This is a genomic window from Pseudarthrobacter sp. W1I19 (assembly GCF_030817835.1).
In the GTDB taxonomy this organism is placed as follows: domain Bacteria; phylum Actinomycetota; class Actinomycetes; order Actinomycetales; family Micrococcaceae; genus Arthrobacter.
The window spans coordinates 4,710,953-4,727,861 of record NZ_JAUSZR010000001.1; the positions used below are offsets into that span (position 1 = coordinate 4,710,953).

Here is a 16,909-nt window from a genome sequence, read left to right on the forward strand (position 1 = left end):
GGCGGATGGGCGGGATGGCTGTGGAGGAACAGCAGCGCTTGGCCCGGTCAGTCCAGCCGCAAGGCTTCGGCCAGGCCGCTGCCATTGACATAGATTTCGGCGCGGATGGCTCCCACGGCTGCCACCGCCGTTTGAGTCAGTTGCGCTTCCACCCGGGGAATGTCGCAAACCCCTCCCAGCCGGAGTGTTCCGGCCAGATACACCGTGACGGTGGTGCCATCGAAGCTGCCTGACAGGAACTTCAGGTCCGAGTTGGTCAGGGCGTTGTAGGTCTCACGTGCCGGCTTGGACAGCCCTGCTTCGGTTGGTGCTTCGAGCAGCGCCCCTACTGCGGCAGGCAGAGGCTCCTCTGCGGCGGGACTGGCGAGGGCCACCCCCACCAGGCTGTCATTGCAGCCGAAGCGCACGCCGTTGGTCCCGCCGTCGTCCAGCAACACGTAATAGGCCGTCACTGCCTGCACGGCCGCGGCCCTGCCTGAGGGGGGCGGCGCGGATGGCGCAGGACTTTGCGACGCCGTTACTTCCGGTGTGCCAGGGCCGGGCACGGATGTGCCGCCAGGCTCGGTCCCGGTTGACGTGGCAGGTGCCTGGGCCTGGGTTTCCAATGCCTCGGGGATGGCCGCACTTTGGGGCGGCGGGGGGTCCTGTGGCTGGGGCCGGGGAGCGGGGTCAGCAGGCACTGGCACGCCCACGGGGCCGGGGCCAGCTTCCACCAGTGGGGCTGGGGAGGACGGGGCAGGAGCGGGAGGCGTGGGGGCGCAGGAGCCGAGCCACAGCGGAAGAGCGAGGGCAGTTGCCGCCACCACAGCGCGGACCACCGCCACTCGTTGTCCATCACTGCGCCTGCCTGCCATGCCCGCACCGCAATCCCGTCCCGGTACTTTCCGTGGATTAACGTTACGGCGGGTGCACCTGGCAAAGAATGTCCGGGAGGTACCGGTTGGGACAAGAGTTGGTCACGGCAGTGCCGTTCCCGCCATCAGGAATCCGGTCGCCCCGGCCATACCTTGCCAGCCCACGGATCGTAGTCGGCGATGAGCTCCTCCTGCCTCGGCCGGTCTGCCTCGGGGATGTGCTGCAGGTTCACGCGGACGCGGTACCAGAGGGAGCTGGAACCGCGCATTCCATCAACCAGTACATCCGCCGGATGCAGGGCAGGAAGGAGGCCGGCATGCCGTGACTTCCACTCCTCGAGCGCGGCCAGTGCCTCGGGTTTGGTTTTGGTGCGCGCAACCTCGATCAGCGGCATTACCGACTTCCGGCGTCCAGAGCCGTCCCCGCTGCGCGGCGCCTTCTCCGCCGGGCCCAGTTCGGCCGCCAGCGCAAGAAGCCCCTCAAGCGAACCCGCAACGTCGTCTATCCCGGCGTGGGGGTCGCCCACATCCTCGAAACGTCCGGGAACGGTGACCACCGTGAACTGTTCGGGCCGCGCCGAACGCACTTCATCCCAGGCCAGCGGCGTGGAAACACGGGCATCCGGCAGGGGCCGGACCGAGTAGGCCGAGGCCACGGTACGGTCCTTCGCGTTCTGGTTGAAGTCAACGAAGACGCTCTCGCCGCGCTCCTCCTTCCACCAGCGGGCGGTTGCGAGGCCCGGGGCACGGTTCTCCACCTCGCGGGCGAGCGTTTCGGCGGCAAGCCGCACGTCGCGGTAGGACCACTGCGGCGCAATGCGCACCAGGATGTGCAGCCCGCGGGACCCGCTGGTCTTCGGCCATCCGGCCAGCCCGACGTCGTCGAGCACTTCCTGCGCCACGTAGGCGACGTCAACAATCTGCGACCAGTCCACCCCCGGCATGGGATCCAGGTCCACCCGCAGCTCGTCAGGGTGCTCAAGGTCCTCCGAGCGGACGGGGTGCGGGTTAAGGTCCAGGCAGCCAAGGTTCACCACCCAGGCCAGTCCTGCGGCATCGCGGATCACGGCTTCTTCGGCTGACGTTCCTGACGCGTAGTGCAGCGTTGCGGTGTCGATGAAGTCGGGGTGGTTTTCGGGTACGCGCTTTTGGAAGAACGGCTCGGCGTCGATGCCCTTGGGGAACCGCTTGAGCACCATGGGCCGGCCGCCGGCACCGCGCAGGGCTCCGTCCGCCACGGACAGGTAGTAGTTCACCAGGTCCAGCTTGGTCAGCCCGGGCCCGGGGAACACCACCTTGTCGGGGCTCGAGACGCGAACCTCGGCGCCGGCGATGTCAAGGATCCTGGCCGGGGCTTTCGAGGGGTTCATGGCGTCACGCTAGCAACGATCCCGTGCGTCAGCCAGAGTTGAGGGCCTGCCGGCTGAAACACGCTGCCGGCTTAAACACAGAGGTGCCCGGCGCGAAGTATCGCGCCGGGCACCCGCCAAGGCTGCTTAGGCAGCAGGCTGGACGGCTGCAAGGGCATCAAAGACGCCCTTGATCTGCTCCACAACCTCTGCGTCGTCCTTCGGGTGCAGTTCAGCGAAGCGCACCATGGAGCCCGGAACGGCGAGCTTGACGTCCTCGAGGACCTGGGCGCCGGCGATTCCTGCCGCCTTGCGTGCCTCGTCCTGGGCCCAGACCCCACCGTACTGGCCGAAGGCGGTGCCGACGACGGCGGTGGGCTTGCCGGCAAGGGCGCCCGCGCCGAAGGGGCGGGACAGCCAGTCGATGGCGTTCTTCAGCGCAGCAGGAACGGTGCCGTTGTGCTCGGGAGTGACCAGCAGGAGGGTGTCCGCCTCATTGGCCGCGGCGCGCAGCGCGGCAGCAGCAGCCGGGACCTGGCCTTCGACGTCGATGTCCTCGTTGTAGAAGGGGATGTTGCCCAGGCTTTCGTGGATGACAACCTCCACCTGCTCCGGTGCGTTCAGCTGGATGGCTTCAGCCAGCTTCTGGTTGGTGGACTCAGCGCGCAGGCTGCCGACGAGGGTAAGGACGGTGCTCTTGGTCATATGGACTCCTGGGGTTGGGGCGGCGGGAGGGGGACCGCCGGCCGGGTAAACAAGAGAGGCTTTATGCCTTCACCCGTCTAAACGGACTACGGTCCGGTTCTTATTCCCCAGGTCTAGAATGTGGGATGTGAGCTCCATCTCAATGCGCCCCGATCTTCCCTCGAAGGGTGCCGCGGAACGCAGCGACGCTGCCCGGAACCGGGAGCGGCTGCTCACGGCAGCCCGCGAATTGATCAGCGAATGCGGCGCGGCAGGGCTGACGATGGACCGGCTCGCCGAGCAGGCGGGGGTAGGCAAGGGCACCGTCTTCCGCCGTTTCGGCAGCCGGGCCGGACTTATGCTGACCCTGCTGAGCGAATCCGAGGCAGCTTTCCAGGAGCGCTTTATGTTCGGGCCGCCGCCGCTTGGCCCTGGAGCGCCGGGCCTGCAGCGGCTCATCGCGTTCGGGGTGGAACGCATCGCCTATACGGTGGAGTTCGGTGAGTTGGCGCTCGCAGCCCAAAACACTTCGCGCGGGGAGTTCGAGCCTCCGGCCGCGGCCCTGTGGCACTGGCACATCGAACTGCTGCTGCGTGGGGAGGGGCTCGACGCGGACCCTTGGCTCATGGCCCGCTCACTGGCCGCCACCCTCGCCCCGGACCGCCTCCTCAACCTCCTCAAGGTGCACGGCGTGAGTATGGAGCGACTGGCTGCTTCCTGGCAGGATCTTGTCACAAGGGTTGTCAGCGGCGCGTAGATTACGCCTTTTCACGGCCCCTCGTCCAGTCACACCAACTTCACAAACTTATTCATAACAATCTGATACGTGCAGTTATGTTTGCGCGCACGGGCCCGTATTTTGCGGCGTCGCTTGTGATAGTTTCCTCTTCGGATGTGACCCGCAACATAGTCCACAGGACTGGCCCATCAGCCAGCGGGTTGCCAGCCACCCGCTGGCAAAGGACCCGGCGAGGCAGCACAACCCCCGCTACCGCCGGGAAAACGGAAGGATCCAGCACGTGATTGTTGATTTGCCCGATACCCTGACCCACCTGCCGTCTCCCTGGTGCTCCGACGTCCGGCTGGCGGCGGCGAAACAGAACTAGGCCCATGCTCAGGTACCTCGCAAAGCGCGGCATCACGTACGTTTTTATGATCTTCCTGACCACCTCGGCGGGATACTTTCTGGCGGTCAGTTCCCTGAAGCCGGCCCTGCTGGAACAGGAACGCATTCCCCGCCCCACTCCCGAGCAGGTGGCCAACTCCATGCGCCTCAAAGGCCTGGACCCGGACCTCAGCCCGTGGGAGCGGTACGTGGAATGGCTCACGGCCATCGTCACCCGCTGGGACTGGGGCCGCAGCCCCAACGGAGCCTACATCAACGCCGAGTTTGGCGACCGCGTCTGGATCTCCACAAGGCTCTTCCTGGCCTCCATCATCCTGACGCTCGTCATCGGCGTGGCGCTTGGGGTCTATTCCGCGGCGCGGCAGTACAAGTTCCAGGACCGCGTCATCACCTCCTACAGCTACCTCGCCTACATCGTTCCCGCACCCATCGCCTACTTCCTGGTGCAGCTGGGTGCCATCAATATCAATGAAACTGTGGGGGAGCGGATCTTCTTCGTCACCGGCATCTCCACCCCCGGAACAGCGCCGGGGTGGGCGCAGTTCGTGGACATGCTGGCGCACTACGCCGTCCCCACCATCGCCATCACCCTGGTGGGCTGGGGCTCCTACCAGATAGCCCAGCGGCAGTACCTCCTGGACAACGTCAACGCCGACTTTGTCCGGACCGCCCGCGCGAAGGGCCTCACCCGCAACCAGGCAATCTCACGGCATGCGCTGCGGGTTTCGTTCATCCCCGTGGCCCAGAGCATCGCCTTCACCATCCCGGCCATCTTCGCCGGCGGGTTCTTCGCGGAGAAGATCTTCGCCTGGCCCGGTGTGGGCTCCTGGAGCATTGACGCCATCTCGCTGCAGGACGTCAACGCCGCCACCGCCACACTGGCCTACGGCTCCGTCATCTTTGCCCTCGGGGCCATCCTGGCGGACTTCGCCACTACCCTTGTTGACCCGAGAGTGCGGGTGCAGTAACCATGACCAACCTCAACGCCGTCGACCCGGCAGCCGTCGCCCAGGACGCGCACCTGGAAAACGCCGACGTCATTATCGGCAAAAACACCATTATCTTCCGCCGCTTCCTGCGCAACAGGACTGCTGTGGCCGGTCTGGTCATCTTCCTCGCCCTGACCCTTTTTTCGTTCGTCGGCGGGTACCTCACCCAGTGGGACAAGGAGACGATCGATCCCTTCAGCATCGGCATGCCGCCCTCAGCCGAGCACTACCTCGGTACATCCCAGGCAGGCATCGACCTCTACGCCATGACTGTCGAAGGCACCAGGATCTCCATCCTGATCGGCCTGGTGGTGGGGCTGGTGTCCGTCCTGATCGCCGCCGTGTACGGCTGCACCATGGCCTACTTCGGCGGCAAGGTGGACAAGGTGATGCTCTTCGTCCTTGAGGCGCTCATCATGATGCCCGCCCTGCTGGTGGTGGCTGTAGCCACCAGCGGCGGAGGTGCAGGGCTGAAAAGTGACCTGCCCTCCTGGCTGCTGCTGATCATCGTGCTGCTGGTTTTCAGCTGGATGGGCACCGCCCGCCTGATCCGGTCCCTGTCGATGTCGCTGATGCAGCGGGATTACGTCAAGGCTGCCCAGTACATGGGCGTCCCGCCGCGGCGCATCGTCTGGCGCCACCTGGTTCCCAACATCGGCTCGCTGCTGGTCCTGGACGTGACCCGCGGCGTCACCGGTGCCATCCTCGCCGAGGTGGCATTCTCCTTCATCGGTATCGGCATCAAGGTCCCGGATGTGAGCCTGGGTGTCCTCATCGGCGGAGCCACCTCACAGGTGCAGACCTTCCCGTGGATGTTCTGGGTCCCGCTCACAGTGATGTTCCTCCTCACCGGCTCACTGGCCATGATGAACGACGGGCTGCGCGATGCCTTTGATCCCAGCTCCAGCTCCAGCGGCAGCGCACGGAAGCGCAAGGCCTTGAATACCCGTGTGAAGGGGAATGCCTCATGAGCAGCGAAATCGCCGCCGGGCCCGCGGAACAGCCCCAGTCAGCAGTGGAACGGCTGCACGTTGCCGGACTGCACGGTCCCACCGACGCCGTCCTGTCCGTCCGGGACCTCAACGTCAGCTTCAACACCGAAAACGGCGTGGTGCACGCCGTCCGCGGTGTCGATTTTGACCTCCTGCCCGGAAAGACGCTCGGCATCGTGGGGGAATCCGGGTCCGGAAAATCCGTGACCTCGCTGGCGATCATGGGACTGTTGCCCGCCACGGCGGAAATCACCGGTTCAGTCCGCCTCCATGGCAAGGAGCTGCTGGGCCTCAGCGACAAGGCGATGTGCGCCTACCGTGGCAACGAGCTCGCCATGGTGTTCCAGGACCCGCTGTCCTCCCTGACGCCGGTCTACACCGTGGGCACCCAGATCATCGAAGCGCTCACCATCCACCATCCCGGCATGAGCAAACAGGCCAAAGAAGCCCGCGCCGTCGAACTTTTGGCCATGGTGGGCATTCCCAGCCCGAAGGACAGGCTGAAAGCCTTCCCTCACGAGTTCTCGGGCGGCATGCGCCAGCGGGTAATGATCGCCATCGCCATCGCGAACAACCCCCGCGTCCTGATCGCGGATGAGCCGACGACGGCCCTGGACGTCACCATCCAGGCGCAGGTGCTGGAGGTACTCCATAACGCACAGGAGGAGACGGGCGCCGCAGTGGTGATGATCACGCACGATCTCGGCGTGGTCGCAGGCATGGCGGACGACATCATGGTGATGTACGCCGGCAAGCCGGTGGAAACAGGGGCGGTGGAGGACATCTACTACAACCCCCGGATGCCGTACACGATGGGTCTGCTGGGCGCCGTGCCACGGGTGGACGTCGCGGAGAAGTCCTCACTGGTCCCCATCGAAGGCATCCCGCCCAACCTGATCCACACGCCCACCGGCTGCTCGTTCGCCCCCCGCTGCCCGCTTGCCTCCGAAGCGTGCCTGGACGGCGAACCCGCCCTCTTGCCGGTGGCAGGAAGCAGCCTGCACCGGGCCGCCTGCATCAAGTCCGGGTCACTCGGCGGCGAGGTTGACGTCCACGACATCTTCTCGGCCCCGCCTGTCCCGGTGTCCGAATTCGATTCCATCCCCCGCGGGGAGCGCACCACAGTCCTGCAACTCAAGGACGTACGCAAACACTTCCCGCTGACCAAGGGCGCCCTGCTCAAGCGGAAGATCGGCACGGTGAAAGCCGTGGACGGGCTCAGCTTCGACATCCGTGAGGGGGAATGCTTCTCCATCGTGGGCGAGTCAGGTTCAGGCAAGACCACCACGCTCCTGGAGATCATGGAGTTCCACAAAGACCAGGACGGCGAAGTGGTGATCGGCGGCCTAAGCAACAAACAGGCTGCCGATGCCCGGACCAAGAGTGCCATGCGGCGGGAACTCCAGATGGTGTTCCAGGACCCCACCGGCGCCCTGGACCCGCGCTTCACCGTCTACGAAGTCCTCGCCGAACCGCTCCAGAATGCGGGCATGGACCGGCAGTCCATCAAGAAGCGCATCATGGAACTGATGAAGCTGGTGGGCCTCCAGCCTGACCACGTCAACCGCTTCCCCAACCAGTTCTCGGGCGGACAGCGCCAGCGCATCGGCATAGCCCGGGCCCTGGCCGTGAATCCCAAACTGGTGGTCCTCGACGAGCCGGTTTCTGCCCTGGACGTTTCGGTCCAGGCCGGGGTGATCAACCTCCTGGACAAGCTCCGCGCCGAGCTGGGCCTCAGCTACCTCCTGGTGGCGCATGACCTTTCAGTGGTACGGCACATCTCCAACCGCGTTGCCGTGATGTACCTGGGCAAGATCGTGGAGATCGGTGAAGTGGACCGGGTGTTCGACAACCCGCGCCACCCCTACACCCGTGCCCTGCTCTCGGCCATCCCGGTGCCAGATCCCAGGGTGGAACGGACCAGGGAGCGGATTATCCTGCAGGGTGACCTGCCCTCGCCGCTGGATGCGCCCAAGGGCTGCAACTTCGCCACCCGCTGCCCCGTGTTCGCCGCCCTGCCGGCTGCGAAGAAGGAAAAGTGCCTTACCCTCGAACCCCCGCTGGAACCAGTGGCACCGTCCGCGGCAGCCCAGGCACTGGCGGCCAACCTGCTGCCCGTCGTCGACCAGCGCTTCGCCTGCTTCTTCCCGGACGGGGAATTGGACGAGGACATGCTTGTAGTCCATGACCCGGCGGACCACCATGCACCGTAGATTTGTTCCATCCAGCACCAGCGTCACCAGCATCACCACCGGCAACAACGAAGGGAACACCATGAGGAATCTGACCAAGATCGGCGGAGCGGCGGCTATCGCTGCGGCTCTGACCCTGACTGCCTGCGGCGGTGGCGGCGCCACCGGGCCGGAAACGGCCAAGGGCCAGGAGGCAGGAAGCGACCTGTCCAAGCTCATCAGCATCAACGAGAAGCCGGCAGCCGATCTTGAAAAGGGCGGGAAAGTCACCCTTCCGCTGGGCAGCATCGGACCGGATTTCAACGGCTTCTCCAACAACGGCAACACTTCTGACAACTCCGCGCTGATGGCGGCAATCAACCCCGTGGCGGTCACCGGTGGCGGCATCGGCGGATGCTGGAAACTGGACTTCGAGGGCAAGGCTTCACCCAACAAGGATTTCTGCGAATCCGTGGAGAGCGAGGTGAAGGACGGCAAACAGATCGTCACCATCAAGGTGAACGACAAAGCCGCCTTCAACGACGGCACTCCCATTGACATCAAGACTTTCCAGAACACCTGGAACATCCTGAAGAGCCCGGATGCCGGATACGACATCGTCTCCTCCGGGTCCTACGCCTTCGTCGAATCGGTGGAGGCGGGCAGCAGCGACAAGGAAATCATCACCACGCTGTCCCAGCCCACCTACCCCCTGGAAGACCTTTACTTTGGCCTCATCCACCCGGCCGTGAACACCCCGGAAATCTTTAACGAGGGATTCGCCGGCGAGATGCACCCGGAGTGGATGGCAGGACCGTTCAAGGTGGACCAGTATGACGCGGCCGGCAAGACCGTGAGCCTGGTGCCGAACGAGAAGTGGTGGGGCAACAAGCCTGTGCTGGAGAACGTGGTGTTCCGCCAGCTTGAAACCAGCGCCCAGATCGCCGCCTTCAAAAACGGCGAAATCGACGCCATGTCCGCCAACACCATTGCCCTCTACAAGCAGCTTGAGGGCACCAAGAACTCCGAGGTCCGGCGCGGCCAGCGGCTCTTCGCCGGCGGCATGAACATCAATGCCCAGAAGATCACCGACGTGGCAGTCCGTAAGGCAATCTTCGCCGCCGTGGACCGTGAAGCCATCCGCAAGGTGCGCTTCAACGGGTTGAACTGGGAGGAGCCCAGCTCCGGTTCCATGATGCTCCTGCCGTTCTCTGAGTACTACCAGGACAATTACCCGGTCAAGGAAACCGGCCCCGATGCCGCCAAGAAGGTCCTCACCGACGCCGGCTACAGCGCGAATGCCAACGGCATCATGGAAAAGGACGGCAAGCCCGCCGCCTTCAAGATCAGCAACTTCGGCGACGACCAGACCACATTGGCAGTTGCGCAGACCCTGCAGAAGCAGCTTCAGGCCGGCGGCATGGACGTGGGCATCGACCAGCGTGCTTCCGCCGACTTCGGCAAGGTGATCGGCGGCCGCGACTTTGACTTGAGCATCTCCGGCTACACCGTCGGCGCCGACGCCACGTCCGCCGTCAAGCAGTACTACGACTCCCAGACCAACGAAAACGGCCTGGGCGACGCCGAACTGGACAAAAAGATTGCAGATCTGACCTCCATCGCGGACAACGCCGAGCGGAACAAGGCTGCCATGGATGTGGAGAAGGAGCACATGGCCAAGTACTACTCCATGGGCGTGGTGTTTAACGGCCCGCAGATCTCCTTCGTCCGCACCGGCCTGGCCAACTACGGACCGTCCCTGTTCCAGAGCCTGTCCCAGGTTCCGGACTGGACCACCCTCGGCTGGGAAAAGAAGTAGCCCCGCCCCCGGGACGCTCTCTCACTTAACGTGGCTTTTCCCGCAACGCTCTCTCACTTTCTCTAAGGAAGTGAGAGAGCGTTGGCGGTTAAGGGGCATTAAGTGAGAGAGCGTGCGGGAGTAGCGTAGTCCCCATGACCGGAACTGAAGCTGAACGAACCATCCGCACCGCCGTCGTCGGCTATGGACTTTCGGGCAGCATCTTCCATGCCCCTTTGATCGGGGCGGATCCGCGCTATTCGCTGGATGTCATCGCCACCTCCAATGCAGAGCGGCAAAAGTCAGCCACTGCCCGCTACCCCGGCGTGCGGACAGTGCACGACGGCGATGCGGTCCTCACGCACGCCGCCCACCTTGACCTTGTGGTGCTGGGCACGCCGCCCGCCACGCACTATCCGCTCGCCAAGGCTGCCCTGGAAGCCGGGCTGGACGTGGTGGTGGACAAGCCCTTCGCAGTGACCAGCGAAGAAGGGCAGGAGTTGGTGGAGCTGGCCCGGGAGCTCGGCCGCGTGCTGACGGTGTTCCAGAACCGGCGCTGGGACGGCGATTTCCTGACGCTTCGCAAGCTTGTGGCAGCGGAGGCCGTCGGAAAGGTGGCGCGCTTCGAATCGCGGTTCGAGCGGTGGTCGCCCACCATTGCCAAGGCCTGGAAGGCACGTGCCACGGCGGCCGACGGCGGCGGTGTTTTGTACGACCTCGGGAGCCACCTGATCGACCAGGCCCTCCTGCTGTTTGGCCCGGCCACCGTGGTCCACGCCGAGCTGAAAGCCCGCCGGGCGGACGAGCGGGCGGACGACGACGTTTTCCTGGTGCTGCGGCACGAGTCCGGGGTGCTCAGCCACCTCACCATGAACATGCTGTGCGCACAGCAGGGCGCCCGCTTCCGCGTCCTGGGTTCCGTGGGGGCCTTCACCAAGAATGGGGTTGACCCTCAGGAGCCCTACATCGTGGCCGGCGGCAGCCCCCTGGATGCAGAGTACGGCGAGGAGGCTCCGGAGTGGGCAGGGCTCCTTGGCCGGGACGGCCACCTGGACGCCCTGCCCACCGAACGCGGCGCCTACCCGGAGTTCTACCGGATCCTGGCAGAGAAGATCCTCGACGGCGGCCCAAAATCAGGCCTGCCCCTCCCAGTAAACCCGGAAGACGCCGTCGAGGCCTTAAAACTTATAGAACAAGCACGCGAACTGGCTTAAAAGAAGAACGGTGGTTGAGCTTGTCGAAACCAGGTCCGACGAGCTCAACCACCGATTGCTTAGGCCGAGACCAGTTCGTGCCAATCCTTTACGAGCGGCAGGTTGTGCGCCTCGGAGACGGAGTGGTGTGCCACGTGGCCGGCGGCGATGTTGAGGCCGGCGGCGAGGGCGGGGTCGCGGTCGAAGGCGGCCTTGACGCCCAGGTTGGCCAGGGACACGGCGTAGCGCAGGGTCACGTTGGTCAGCGCGTAGGTGGAGGTGTTCGGTACGGCGCCGGGCATGTTGGCCACGCAGTAGAAGATGGTGTTGTGGACCTTGTACGTGGGTTCCTGGTGTGTGGTGGGGTGGGTGTCTTCGAAGCAGCCGCCCTGGTCCACGGCGATGTCCACCAGCACTGAGCCGGGCTTCATGCGTGCCACGAGTTCGTTGGTGACCAGTTTGGGGGCCTTGGCGCCCGGGATCAGGACTGAGCCGATCACCAGGTCGGCGTCCACCACGGACTTTTCGATCTCGTACTTGTTCGACGCCACCGTCTTGAGCCGGCCCTGGTACTGGGCGTCCAGTTCGCGCAGGCGGTTGATGTTGATGTCCAGGATGGTCACGTCGGCGCCCAGGCCCAGTGCCATCGCTGCGGCGTTGGTACCCGCAACACCTGCACCCAGAACCACAACCTTGGCAGGCCGGACGCCCGGTACGCCGCCGAGCAGCACGCCCTTGCCGCCGGCGGGAGCCATGAGGGATGCGGCACCTACCTGGACCGAGAGCCGGCCGGCCACCTCGGACATGGGGGCCAGCAGCGGCAGGGTGCGGCCTTCCTGGACGGTTTCGTAGGCAATGGCGGTGACGCCGGAGTTGATGAGTTCGCGGGTGAGCTCGGGCTCGGCCGCGAGGTGGAGGTAGGTGAAGAGGATCAGGCCCTTGCGGAAACGGTGGTATTCGGCCTTGATGGGTTCCTTGACCTTCATGACCATGTCCGCGCGGGCCCAGACGTCGTCAGCCTCGTTGACGATTTCGGCGCCGGCGATGGCGTATTCCTCGTCCGTAATGCCTGAGCCCAGCCCTGCGCCGCGTTCCACCAGCACGGTGTGGCCGTGGGTGCCGAACTCGTGGACGCCGGCGGCGGTGATGGCCACCCGGAATTCGTTGTTCTTGATTTCTTTGGGGACGCCGATGATCATCGCGGGCTCCATGTTCTGGGGCTGGTAAGCCGGAAAAGTGGGAAAGGATTTCGTGTTTCCACGATAAATCCCGTTGTGAGCCAGCCGACATCACGTGGAGGAGGCCGCGACCGACGAACGCCGGAAATACAAGGATTTTGCCGAAGCAGACTCGACGTTTGTTCAGCTGCCAAGCGTCAAGTGTCGCCTCATGTCCGTTCGTGCCGACTGCTTTGCAAGCAGTAGTGTTGCCCCATGCAGCAACAGGGTGTGGAGCAACTGGTGGAGCTGGTGGCACAGAAGCTGGGCCGCGGCCTTTCCCTGGAGGATCTGGACGGTGTGCTCCTCGCGTACAGCTCCAACCAATCCCATGCAGACCGCGTCCGTGTGAACTTCCTGCTCAGCAAAAAAGTGCCGGCGGATGTCAGCGCCTGGCAGCTTTCGCACGGTATCGCCACCGCCGTCCGGCCGGTGGCGGTTCCTGCCAATCCGCACCTGGGCATGCTGGGCCGGGTCTGCGTCCCGCTGATGGTCCGCGGCTTCCGCGTGGGTTACCTGTGGGTGCAGCAGGACTCGGTGGAGGAAAATCCGACGGCGATTCTCACCCAGCTGCCGGCTGTCACCAGCGAACTCGAAACGCTCTCAGCACTGTTGCTGGATTCCAACACTGCTGAATCCGAATTCCGGCGCGGGCGTGAACGGGAATTCCTGGCCGCCTGTGCGGGGGAAACCAACGCCGTGGCGGCGGTGGCAGGCTGGAAGGAAGTCCAAGGCCGCGGGCCGTGGCAAATGGTGACGGTGCTGGACGCCGATGGCTGGGCCGAAGGGCCGGATCCCATTGCCGCCACCCTGATCCACCGCTCCGCCGCGCTGCAGGCGACGGTGGGTGTGGACGCCGCCCTCTTCAGTGCCGGAGCTGAAACGCACTCCGTGGTGCTGTTCCGCGAGTCGTCAGGCAGGGCGAACCATGCGCAGGTCCTGGTGCATTATCAGCTGGAGCTGGCCAAGCGCTCAGGCCGCCCCGTGCAACGGATCATCCTGGGCATCAGCGAAGGATTTACCAGGCCGCGGGAACTGGCCGAGGCCTACCGGCAATCCAAGCTGGCTGCTCAGGCCGCCGCAGTGGATCCGCAGCTCGGGGAGCTCGTGGACTGCCGGTCCACCGGCGTCTACCAGCTCCTGGCTTCCGCCGGGGGAGGGGCAGGCGCCTGGGTTGACCCTGGATCGGTCTACTTCCGGATGCTCGAGGACCACGACCGCAACGGCGAACTTATCCCCGTCCTGGAACTCCTCTACGACAACGACGGTTCCGTCCAGGACGTGGCCGCAAAACTCCATCTGCACCGGAGCAGCATCTACAACCGGCTGGGCCGGATCCGGCAACTGCTGGGCGTGGATCCGCTCAAGGGGATGCCTCGGCTGGAACTCCACGCTGCGCTCAAGATGCGTCGCTGGGCGGCGCGTCCCCGGATCTAAAGCTGGGTTCCGGCGTCGGCTTCAGTCCCTTGCTCTCCAGCAGCCTTGTGCCGGTCCTTCTTCTGCTCCTCGAGCCACGCCATGATGGCGGTCCGCGGAATGCGCCGGTGGCTGCCGCGGTACTCTACGGGGATCTCGCCGCGGTCGGTCATGTTGCGAAGGTAGGTGTGGGAGATGCCGGCCAGCTCCGCTGCCTTGGAGGTGGTCAGCATGTCCTCCACACTGCTCACCGTCACGGCCTCGCCGCGGCTGAACCGCTGCAGGAGGTCGACGACGGCGTCCCTCGCCAAGGGCGGAAGGCGGTGGACAGTGCCGTCCACAAAAACGGTGATGTCCTCGCTGCCGGCGAGGGCCCGTTCCAACTTCCGGGCCTCCTCGGGCGGGAGCGCGGCGGCCATCCTGGGAGCAATCAGTGCCATGGCCACAGCCTATCGGGCCAGTCGGCGGCCGGGGGCGCGCCGGGCGCAAACCGGCTATATTGCTCCGGCGGTATGCTCGGTTGATGGCATTGAATGGCGGCAGGAATGTGAAATCCGGTGGTTTGCAGGGAATGCTGTATTCCTCAGTCCAGCCCCCAAGGGCCGGTGCAAAGGGAATGCAGGATGCCGGTGCCCGCCCCACCTACGTCCTGCTGCACGGCATTGGCGTTTCCCACCGCTACCTGGCGCGGCTGCATCAGGAGCTGGCCAAGGCAGCGGACGTCTACTCCTTCGACCTCCCCGGCTTTGGAAAGTCGTCACGGCCCGGACGGCAGCTGCAGGTTGAAGATTTTGCGGCGTTTGTCAGCGATGTGCTGACCGACGCGGGCGTCTCCAGCTACGTGCCCGTGGGACATTCCATGGGCACCCAGTTTGCGGTGGAACTGGCCCTGCGTGAGCCCTGGCGGGTGGCCGGAGCCGTGCTGATGGGCCCCGTGGTCGAACCCAGCCGGAAATCGGTGGCACAACAGGCCCTGGCGCTCGCCCGGGACGCCATGTTCAACGAGTCCCCGACCTCCAACGCGGTTGTGTTCAGCGACTACTTCCGCGCAGGTCCGCGCTGGTATCTCACAGAATTGCCGGTGATGATGAGGTACCCGCTGGAGGAGCGGCTGGCCGGCGTCAGCCAGCCGGTGCTGGTGCTCCGCGGCACCAGGGACCCCATTGCTCGGCGTCCCTGGTGCGTCAAGCTCTCCGCTGCCGCCCCGCAGGGCAGCATGGGCGAGATTTTGGGGCAGGGCCACGTCTTCCAGCACACCGCTCCGGCTCCCGCCGCCCAGGCCATCAACGGCTGGGTGCGCGCCCTTAACGGATTCGACGTCACGGCCTGACGTTCCCAGGCCTTGCGGCCCCCGCGGCTAGAGCCCCAGCTCCTCCAGTACAGGCAGCTTCTCCCGGACCCACGCCCGCGCCTCGGTGGCACTCGGGGCTGACAGCGCCAGCTTGGCCAGCTGCTGCGCCTCCTCCAGGGTCACTGTTTTGAGCACCGCAGCCACGGCGGCCAGGGAACGCGCCGTCATGGACAGGGTGCTCACGCCCAGTCCGGTCAGTACGACGGCGAGGGCCGGGTCAGCGGCCGCCTCACCGCAGACGCCAACGGGTTTGTTGTTGCCCTCGGCGCGTGAGCCTTCCACTGTCAGCCCCACCAGGCGCAGGACGGCCGGCTGCCAGGGCGTGTTGAGGTTGGCCAGCGGGCCCAGCTGCCGGTCGGCGGCCATGGCGTACTGGGTGAGGTCGTTGGTGCCAAGGCTTGCGAAGCCCACTTCCCTCAGGATGGCTTCGGCCGTCAGTGCCGCGGAGGGAACCTCCACCATCACGCCGGGCGTATTGATGCCGGCGTCTGCGCACATGGAGGCAAAGCGGGCAGCCTCTTCCGCCGTGGAGATCATCGGGGCCATAACCCACACGTCGGCGTCGGACTGGTTTGCTGCGAGCGCGATGGCTTCGAGCTGCCGGTCCAGCACGCCGGGAGTAGTGAAGTCGGTGCGGTAGCCGCGGACACCGAGGGCGGGGTTGGGCTCAGTGGAATCGGTCAGGAAGGGCAGCGGCTTGTCGGCGCCCGCGTCCAAGGTGCGCAGGACAACCTTCTTGCCGGGGAAGGCATCAAAAACGCTCTTGTAGGCTGCAGCCTGCTCTTCGACGGAAGGTTCGGTATCACGTTCCAGGAAGCAGAACTCGGTACGGAACAATCCCACTCCCTGGGCGCCCAGCTTGGCTGCCGCCACAGCATCCTTGCCGCCGCCCACGTTGGCGAGCAACGGCACCTGGTGCCCGTCCGCCGTCGTACCCGTCCCGGTGAACTCGGACAGCAGGGAAGCCGTTGCTGCCCAGGCCTCCGCAGCGGCACGCAGGGATTCGTCGGGCTCGGCGACGACGGTTCCGGCAGCGCCGTCCACAAACACTTCCGTGCCGTCTGGAACCTCGTCCACCCCTACCGCGGCAACCACCGCGGGCAGGCCCAGGGACCTGGCGATGATGGCGGTGTGCGACTGGGGGCCGCCGCCCGCCGTCACAAGTGCCAGGACCTGGTTCGGATCCAGGGTGGCGGTGTCTGCAGGGGCGAGGTCGTCGGCCACCAGGATGAAGGGTGTGGCGGAGGCGGGGATACCCGGCGCGGGAACACCGCGGAGCTCGGCGACGATCCGGGCGCGTACGTCAAGGACGTCCGTGGCGCGTTCGGCCATGTAGCCGCCCAGGTTGTGCAGCATTTCTGAGACGGACGAGCCGGACTCCCAGATTGCGCGCTCGCCGGAGGTGCCGCGGGCAATGAGCTTCGAAGCGCCCTTGATCAACATGGTGTCCTTGGCCATCAGTGCCGTGGCTTCAAGGACAGCCTTGCCGTCACCGGTGGCATGGGCTGCGCGGGACTTAAGTTCGTCATGCACGGCCTGGGCGGCTGCCTTCAGGGCTGCGGTGGCTTCCTCTGCGGTGGTGTCCGGTGCCAGCTGCTCGCCGGCCGGAGGCTCACTGATGGGTTTGGGCATCTGCCTGACGGTGCCGATAACGCGGCCTGGACTGACGCCTACTCCTGGGAAGTTCTGCACTGAAGGTCCTCATTCTCTGCCGGTTTGCCAGGCCCGCCAATATGTCCGGCGCCATGCCGGTCCACCCGTGGACTGCT

14 protein-coding genes are annotated in these 16,909 nt (G+C 65.4%); 8 read left to right on the top strand and 6 right to left on the bottom strand.

Going from position 1 to position 16,909, the window contains the following annotated elements; genetic code table 11:
* Window positions 1–47: 47 nt before the first annotated feature.
* From QF038_RS21815 to QF038_RS21825, 3 genes are all read right to left on the bottom strand, one after another.
* Window positions 48–854, bottom strand: a complete 807-nt coding sequence (locus QF038_RS21815) for a hypothetical protein (protein ID WP_307613273.1) — start codon at window positions 852–854, stop codon at window positions 48–50.
* Window positions 855–979: 125 nt separating this feature from the next.
* A complete protein-coding gene (gene ligD, locus QF038_RS21820) occupies window positions 980–2,224 on the bottom strand; it encodes a non-homologous end-joining DNA ligase (RefSeq protein ID WP_307613275.1) in 1,245 nt (414 codons plus the stop codon).
* A 126-nt stretch (window positions 2,225–2,350) separates the two neighbouring features.
* On the bottom strand, window positions 2,351–2,908 hold the full coding sequence (locus tag QF038_RS21825) for an NAD(P)H-dependent oxidoreductase (RefSeq protein WP_307613277.1): 558 nt from the start codon (window positions 2,906–2,908) through the stop codon (window positions 2,351–2,353).
* A 127-nt stretch (window positions 2,909–3,035) separates the two neighbouring features.
* Between QF038_RS21825 and QF038_RS21830 the strand changes: the two genes are divergently transcribed.
* The 6 genes from QF038_RS21830 to QF038_RS21855 all read left to right on the top strand — a co-directional run bounded on the left by QF038_RS21830 (window position 3,036) and on the right by QF038_RS21855 (window position 11,177).
* Window positions 3,036–3,644 carry a TetR/AcrR family transcriptional regulator gene (locus tag QF038_RS21830; protein WP_373461608.1) on the top strand — a complete coding sequence of 203 codons (609 nt, stop codon included), beginning with the start codon at window positions 3,036–3,038 and terminating at the stop codon, window positions 3,642–3,644.
* A 353-nt stretch (window positions 3,645–3,997) separates the two neighbouring features.
* Complete coding sequence (locus QF038_RS21835; RefSeq protein ID WP_091419553.1) at window positions 3,998–4,981, top strand: ABC transporter permease; 984 nt, start codon at window positions 3,998–4,000, stop codon at window positions 4,979–4,981.
* A 2-nt stretch (window positions 4,982–4,983) separates the two neighbouring features.
* Window positions 4,984–5,973, top strand: coding sequence for an ABC transporter permease (locus QF038_RS21840; protein WP_307613281.1), 990 nt, complete (start codon window positions 4,984–4,986; stop codon window positions 5,971–5,973).
* Entirely contained in the window at window positions 5,970–8,207 is a 2,238-nt protein-coding gene (locus QF038_RS21845; RefSeq protein ID WP_307613284.1) for an ABC transporter ATP-binding protein, read from the top strand. The genes QF038_RS21840 and QF038_RS21845 overlap by 4 nt, the downstream gene beginning before the upstream one ends.
* 61 nt (window positions 8,208–8,268) lie before the next feature.
* The gene (locus QF038_RS21850; protein ID WP_307613556.1) at window positions 8,269–9,984 is read left to right on the top strand and encodes an ABC transporter family substrate-binding protein; all 1,716 of its coding nucleotides are present in this window, start codon (window positions 8,269–8,271) and stop codon (window positions 9,982–9,984) included.
* A 134-nt stretch (window positions 9,985–10,118) separates the two neighbouring features.
* Window positions 10,119–11,177 (top strand): Gfo/Idh/MocA family oxidoreductase, encoded by a 1,059-nt coding sequence (locus tag QF038_RS21855; RefSeq protein WP_307613286.1) that lies wholly within the window; start codon window positions 10,119–10,121, stop codon window positions 11,175–11,177.
* A 59-nt stretch (window positions 11,178–11,236) separates the two neighbouring features.
* On the opposite strand, the gene ald is transcribed toward QF038_RS21855, so the two are convergent.
* Window positions 11,237–12,355 (bottom strand): alanine dehydrogenase, encoded by a 1,119-nt coding sequence (ald, locus tag QF038_RS21860; RefSeq protein WP_307613288.1) that lies wholly within the window; start codon window positions 12,353–12,355, stop codon window positions 11,237–11,239.
* 234 nt (window positions 12,356–12,589) lie between these two features.
* Here ald and QF038_RS21865 point away from each other — a divergent pair, with 234 nt between their 5' ends.
* Window positions 12,590–13,810: a CdaR family transcriptional regulator gene (locus QF038_RS21865; protein ID WP_307613290.1), complete on the top strand. Its 1,221-nt coding sequence runs from the start codon at window positions 12,590–12,592 to the stop codon at window positions 13,808–13,810.
* Here the strand turns inward: QF038_RS21865 and QF038_RS21870 are convergent.
* Window positions 13,807–14,229, bottom strand: coding sequence for a helix-turn-helix domain-containing protein (locus QF038_RS21870; protein ID WP_307613292.1), 423 nt, complete (start codon window positions 14,227–14,229; stop codon window positions 13,807–13,809). The genes QF038_RS21865 and QF038_RS21870 overlap by 4 nt on opposite strands.
* Before the next feature lie 83 nt (window positions 14,230–14,312).
* Here QF038_RS21870 and QF038_RS21875 point away from each other — a divergent pair, with 83 nt between their 5' ends.
* Window positions 14,313–15,119: an alpha/beta fold hydrolase gene (locus tag QF038_RS21875; RefSeq protein ID WP_307613294.1), complete on the top strand. Its 807-nt coding sequence runs from the start codon at window positions 14,313–14,315 to the stop codon at window positions 15,117–15,119.
* A 27-nt stretch (window positions 15,120–15,146) separates the two neighbouring features.
* On the opposite strand, the gene ptsP is transcribed toward QF038_RS21875, so the two are convergent.
* Window positions 15,147–16,832, bottom strand: a complete 1,686-nt coding sequence (gene ptsP / locus QF038_RS21880) for a phosphoenolpyruvate--protein phosphotransferase (protein WP_307613296.1) — start codon at window positions 16,830–16,832, stop codon at window positions 15,147–15,149.
* Between the last annotated feature and the right edge of the window lie 77 nt (window positions 16,833–16,909).

Bases quoted from the DNA above. Each gene is read 5' to 3' on its own strand.
- ald (WP_307613288.1), bottom strand. From the start codon at position 12,355: ATGATCATCGGCGTCCCCAAAGAAATCAAGAACAACGAATTCCGGGTG.
- QF038_RS21825 (WP_307613277.1), bottom strand. From the start codon at position 2,908: ATGACCAAGAGCACCGTCCTTACCCTCGTCGGCAGCCTGCGCGCTGAG.
- QF038_RS21840 (WP_307613281.1), top strand. From the start codon at position 4,984: ATGACCAACCTCAACGCCGTCGACCCGGCAGCCGTCGCCCAGGACGCG.
- QF038_RS21835 (WP_091419553.1), top strand. From the start codon at position 3,998: ATGCTCAGGTACCTCGCAAAGCGCGGCATCACGTACGTTTTTATGATC.
- QF038_RS21850 (WP_307613556.1), top strand. From the start codon at position 8,269: ATGAGGAATCTGACCAAGATCGGCGGAGCGGCGGCTATCGCTGCGGCT.
- QF038_RS21815 (WP_307613273.1), bottom strand. From the start codon at position 854: ATGGCAGGCAGGCGCAGTGATGGACAACGAGTGGCGGTGGTCCGCGCT.
- QF038_RS21875 (WP_307613294.1), top strand. From the start codon at position 14,313: ATGGCATTGAATGGCGGCAGGAATGTGAAATCCGGTGGTTTGCAGGGA.
- QF038_RS21865 (WP_307613290.1), top strand. From the start codon at position 12,590: ATGCAGCAACAGGGTGTGGAGCAACTGGTGGAGCTGGTGGCACAGAAG.
- ligD (WP_307613275.1), bottom strand. From the start codon at position 2,224: ATGAACCCCTCGAAAGCCCCGGCCAGGATCCTTGACATCGCCGGCGCC.
- QF038_RS21855 (WP_307613286.1), top strand. From the start codon at position 10,119: ATGACCGGAACTGAAGCTGAACGAACCATCCGCACCGCCGTCGTCGGC.
- QF038_RS21845 (WP_307613284.1), top strand. From the start codon at position 5,970: ATGAGCAGCGAAATCGCCGCCGGGCCCGCGGAACAGCCCCAGTCAGCA.
- QF038_RS21870 (WP_307613292.1), bottom strand. From the start codon at position 14,229: ATGGCACTGATTGCTCCCAGGATGGCCGCCGCGCTCCCGCCCGAGGAG.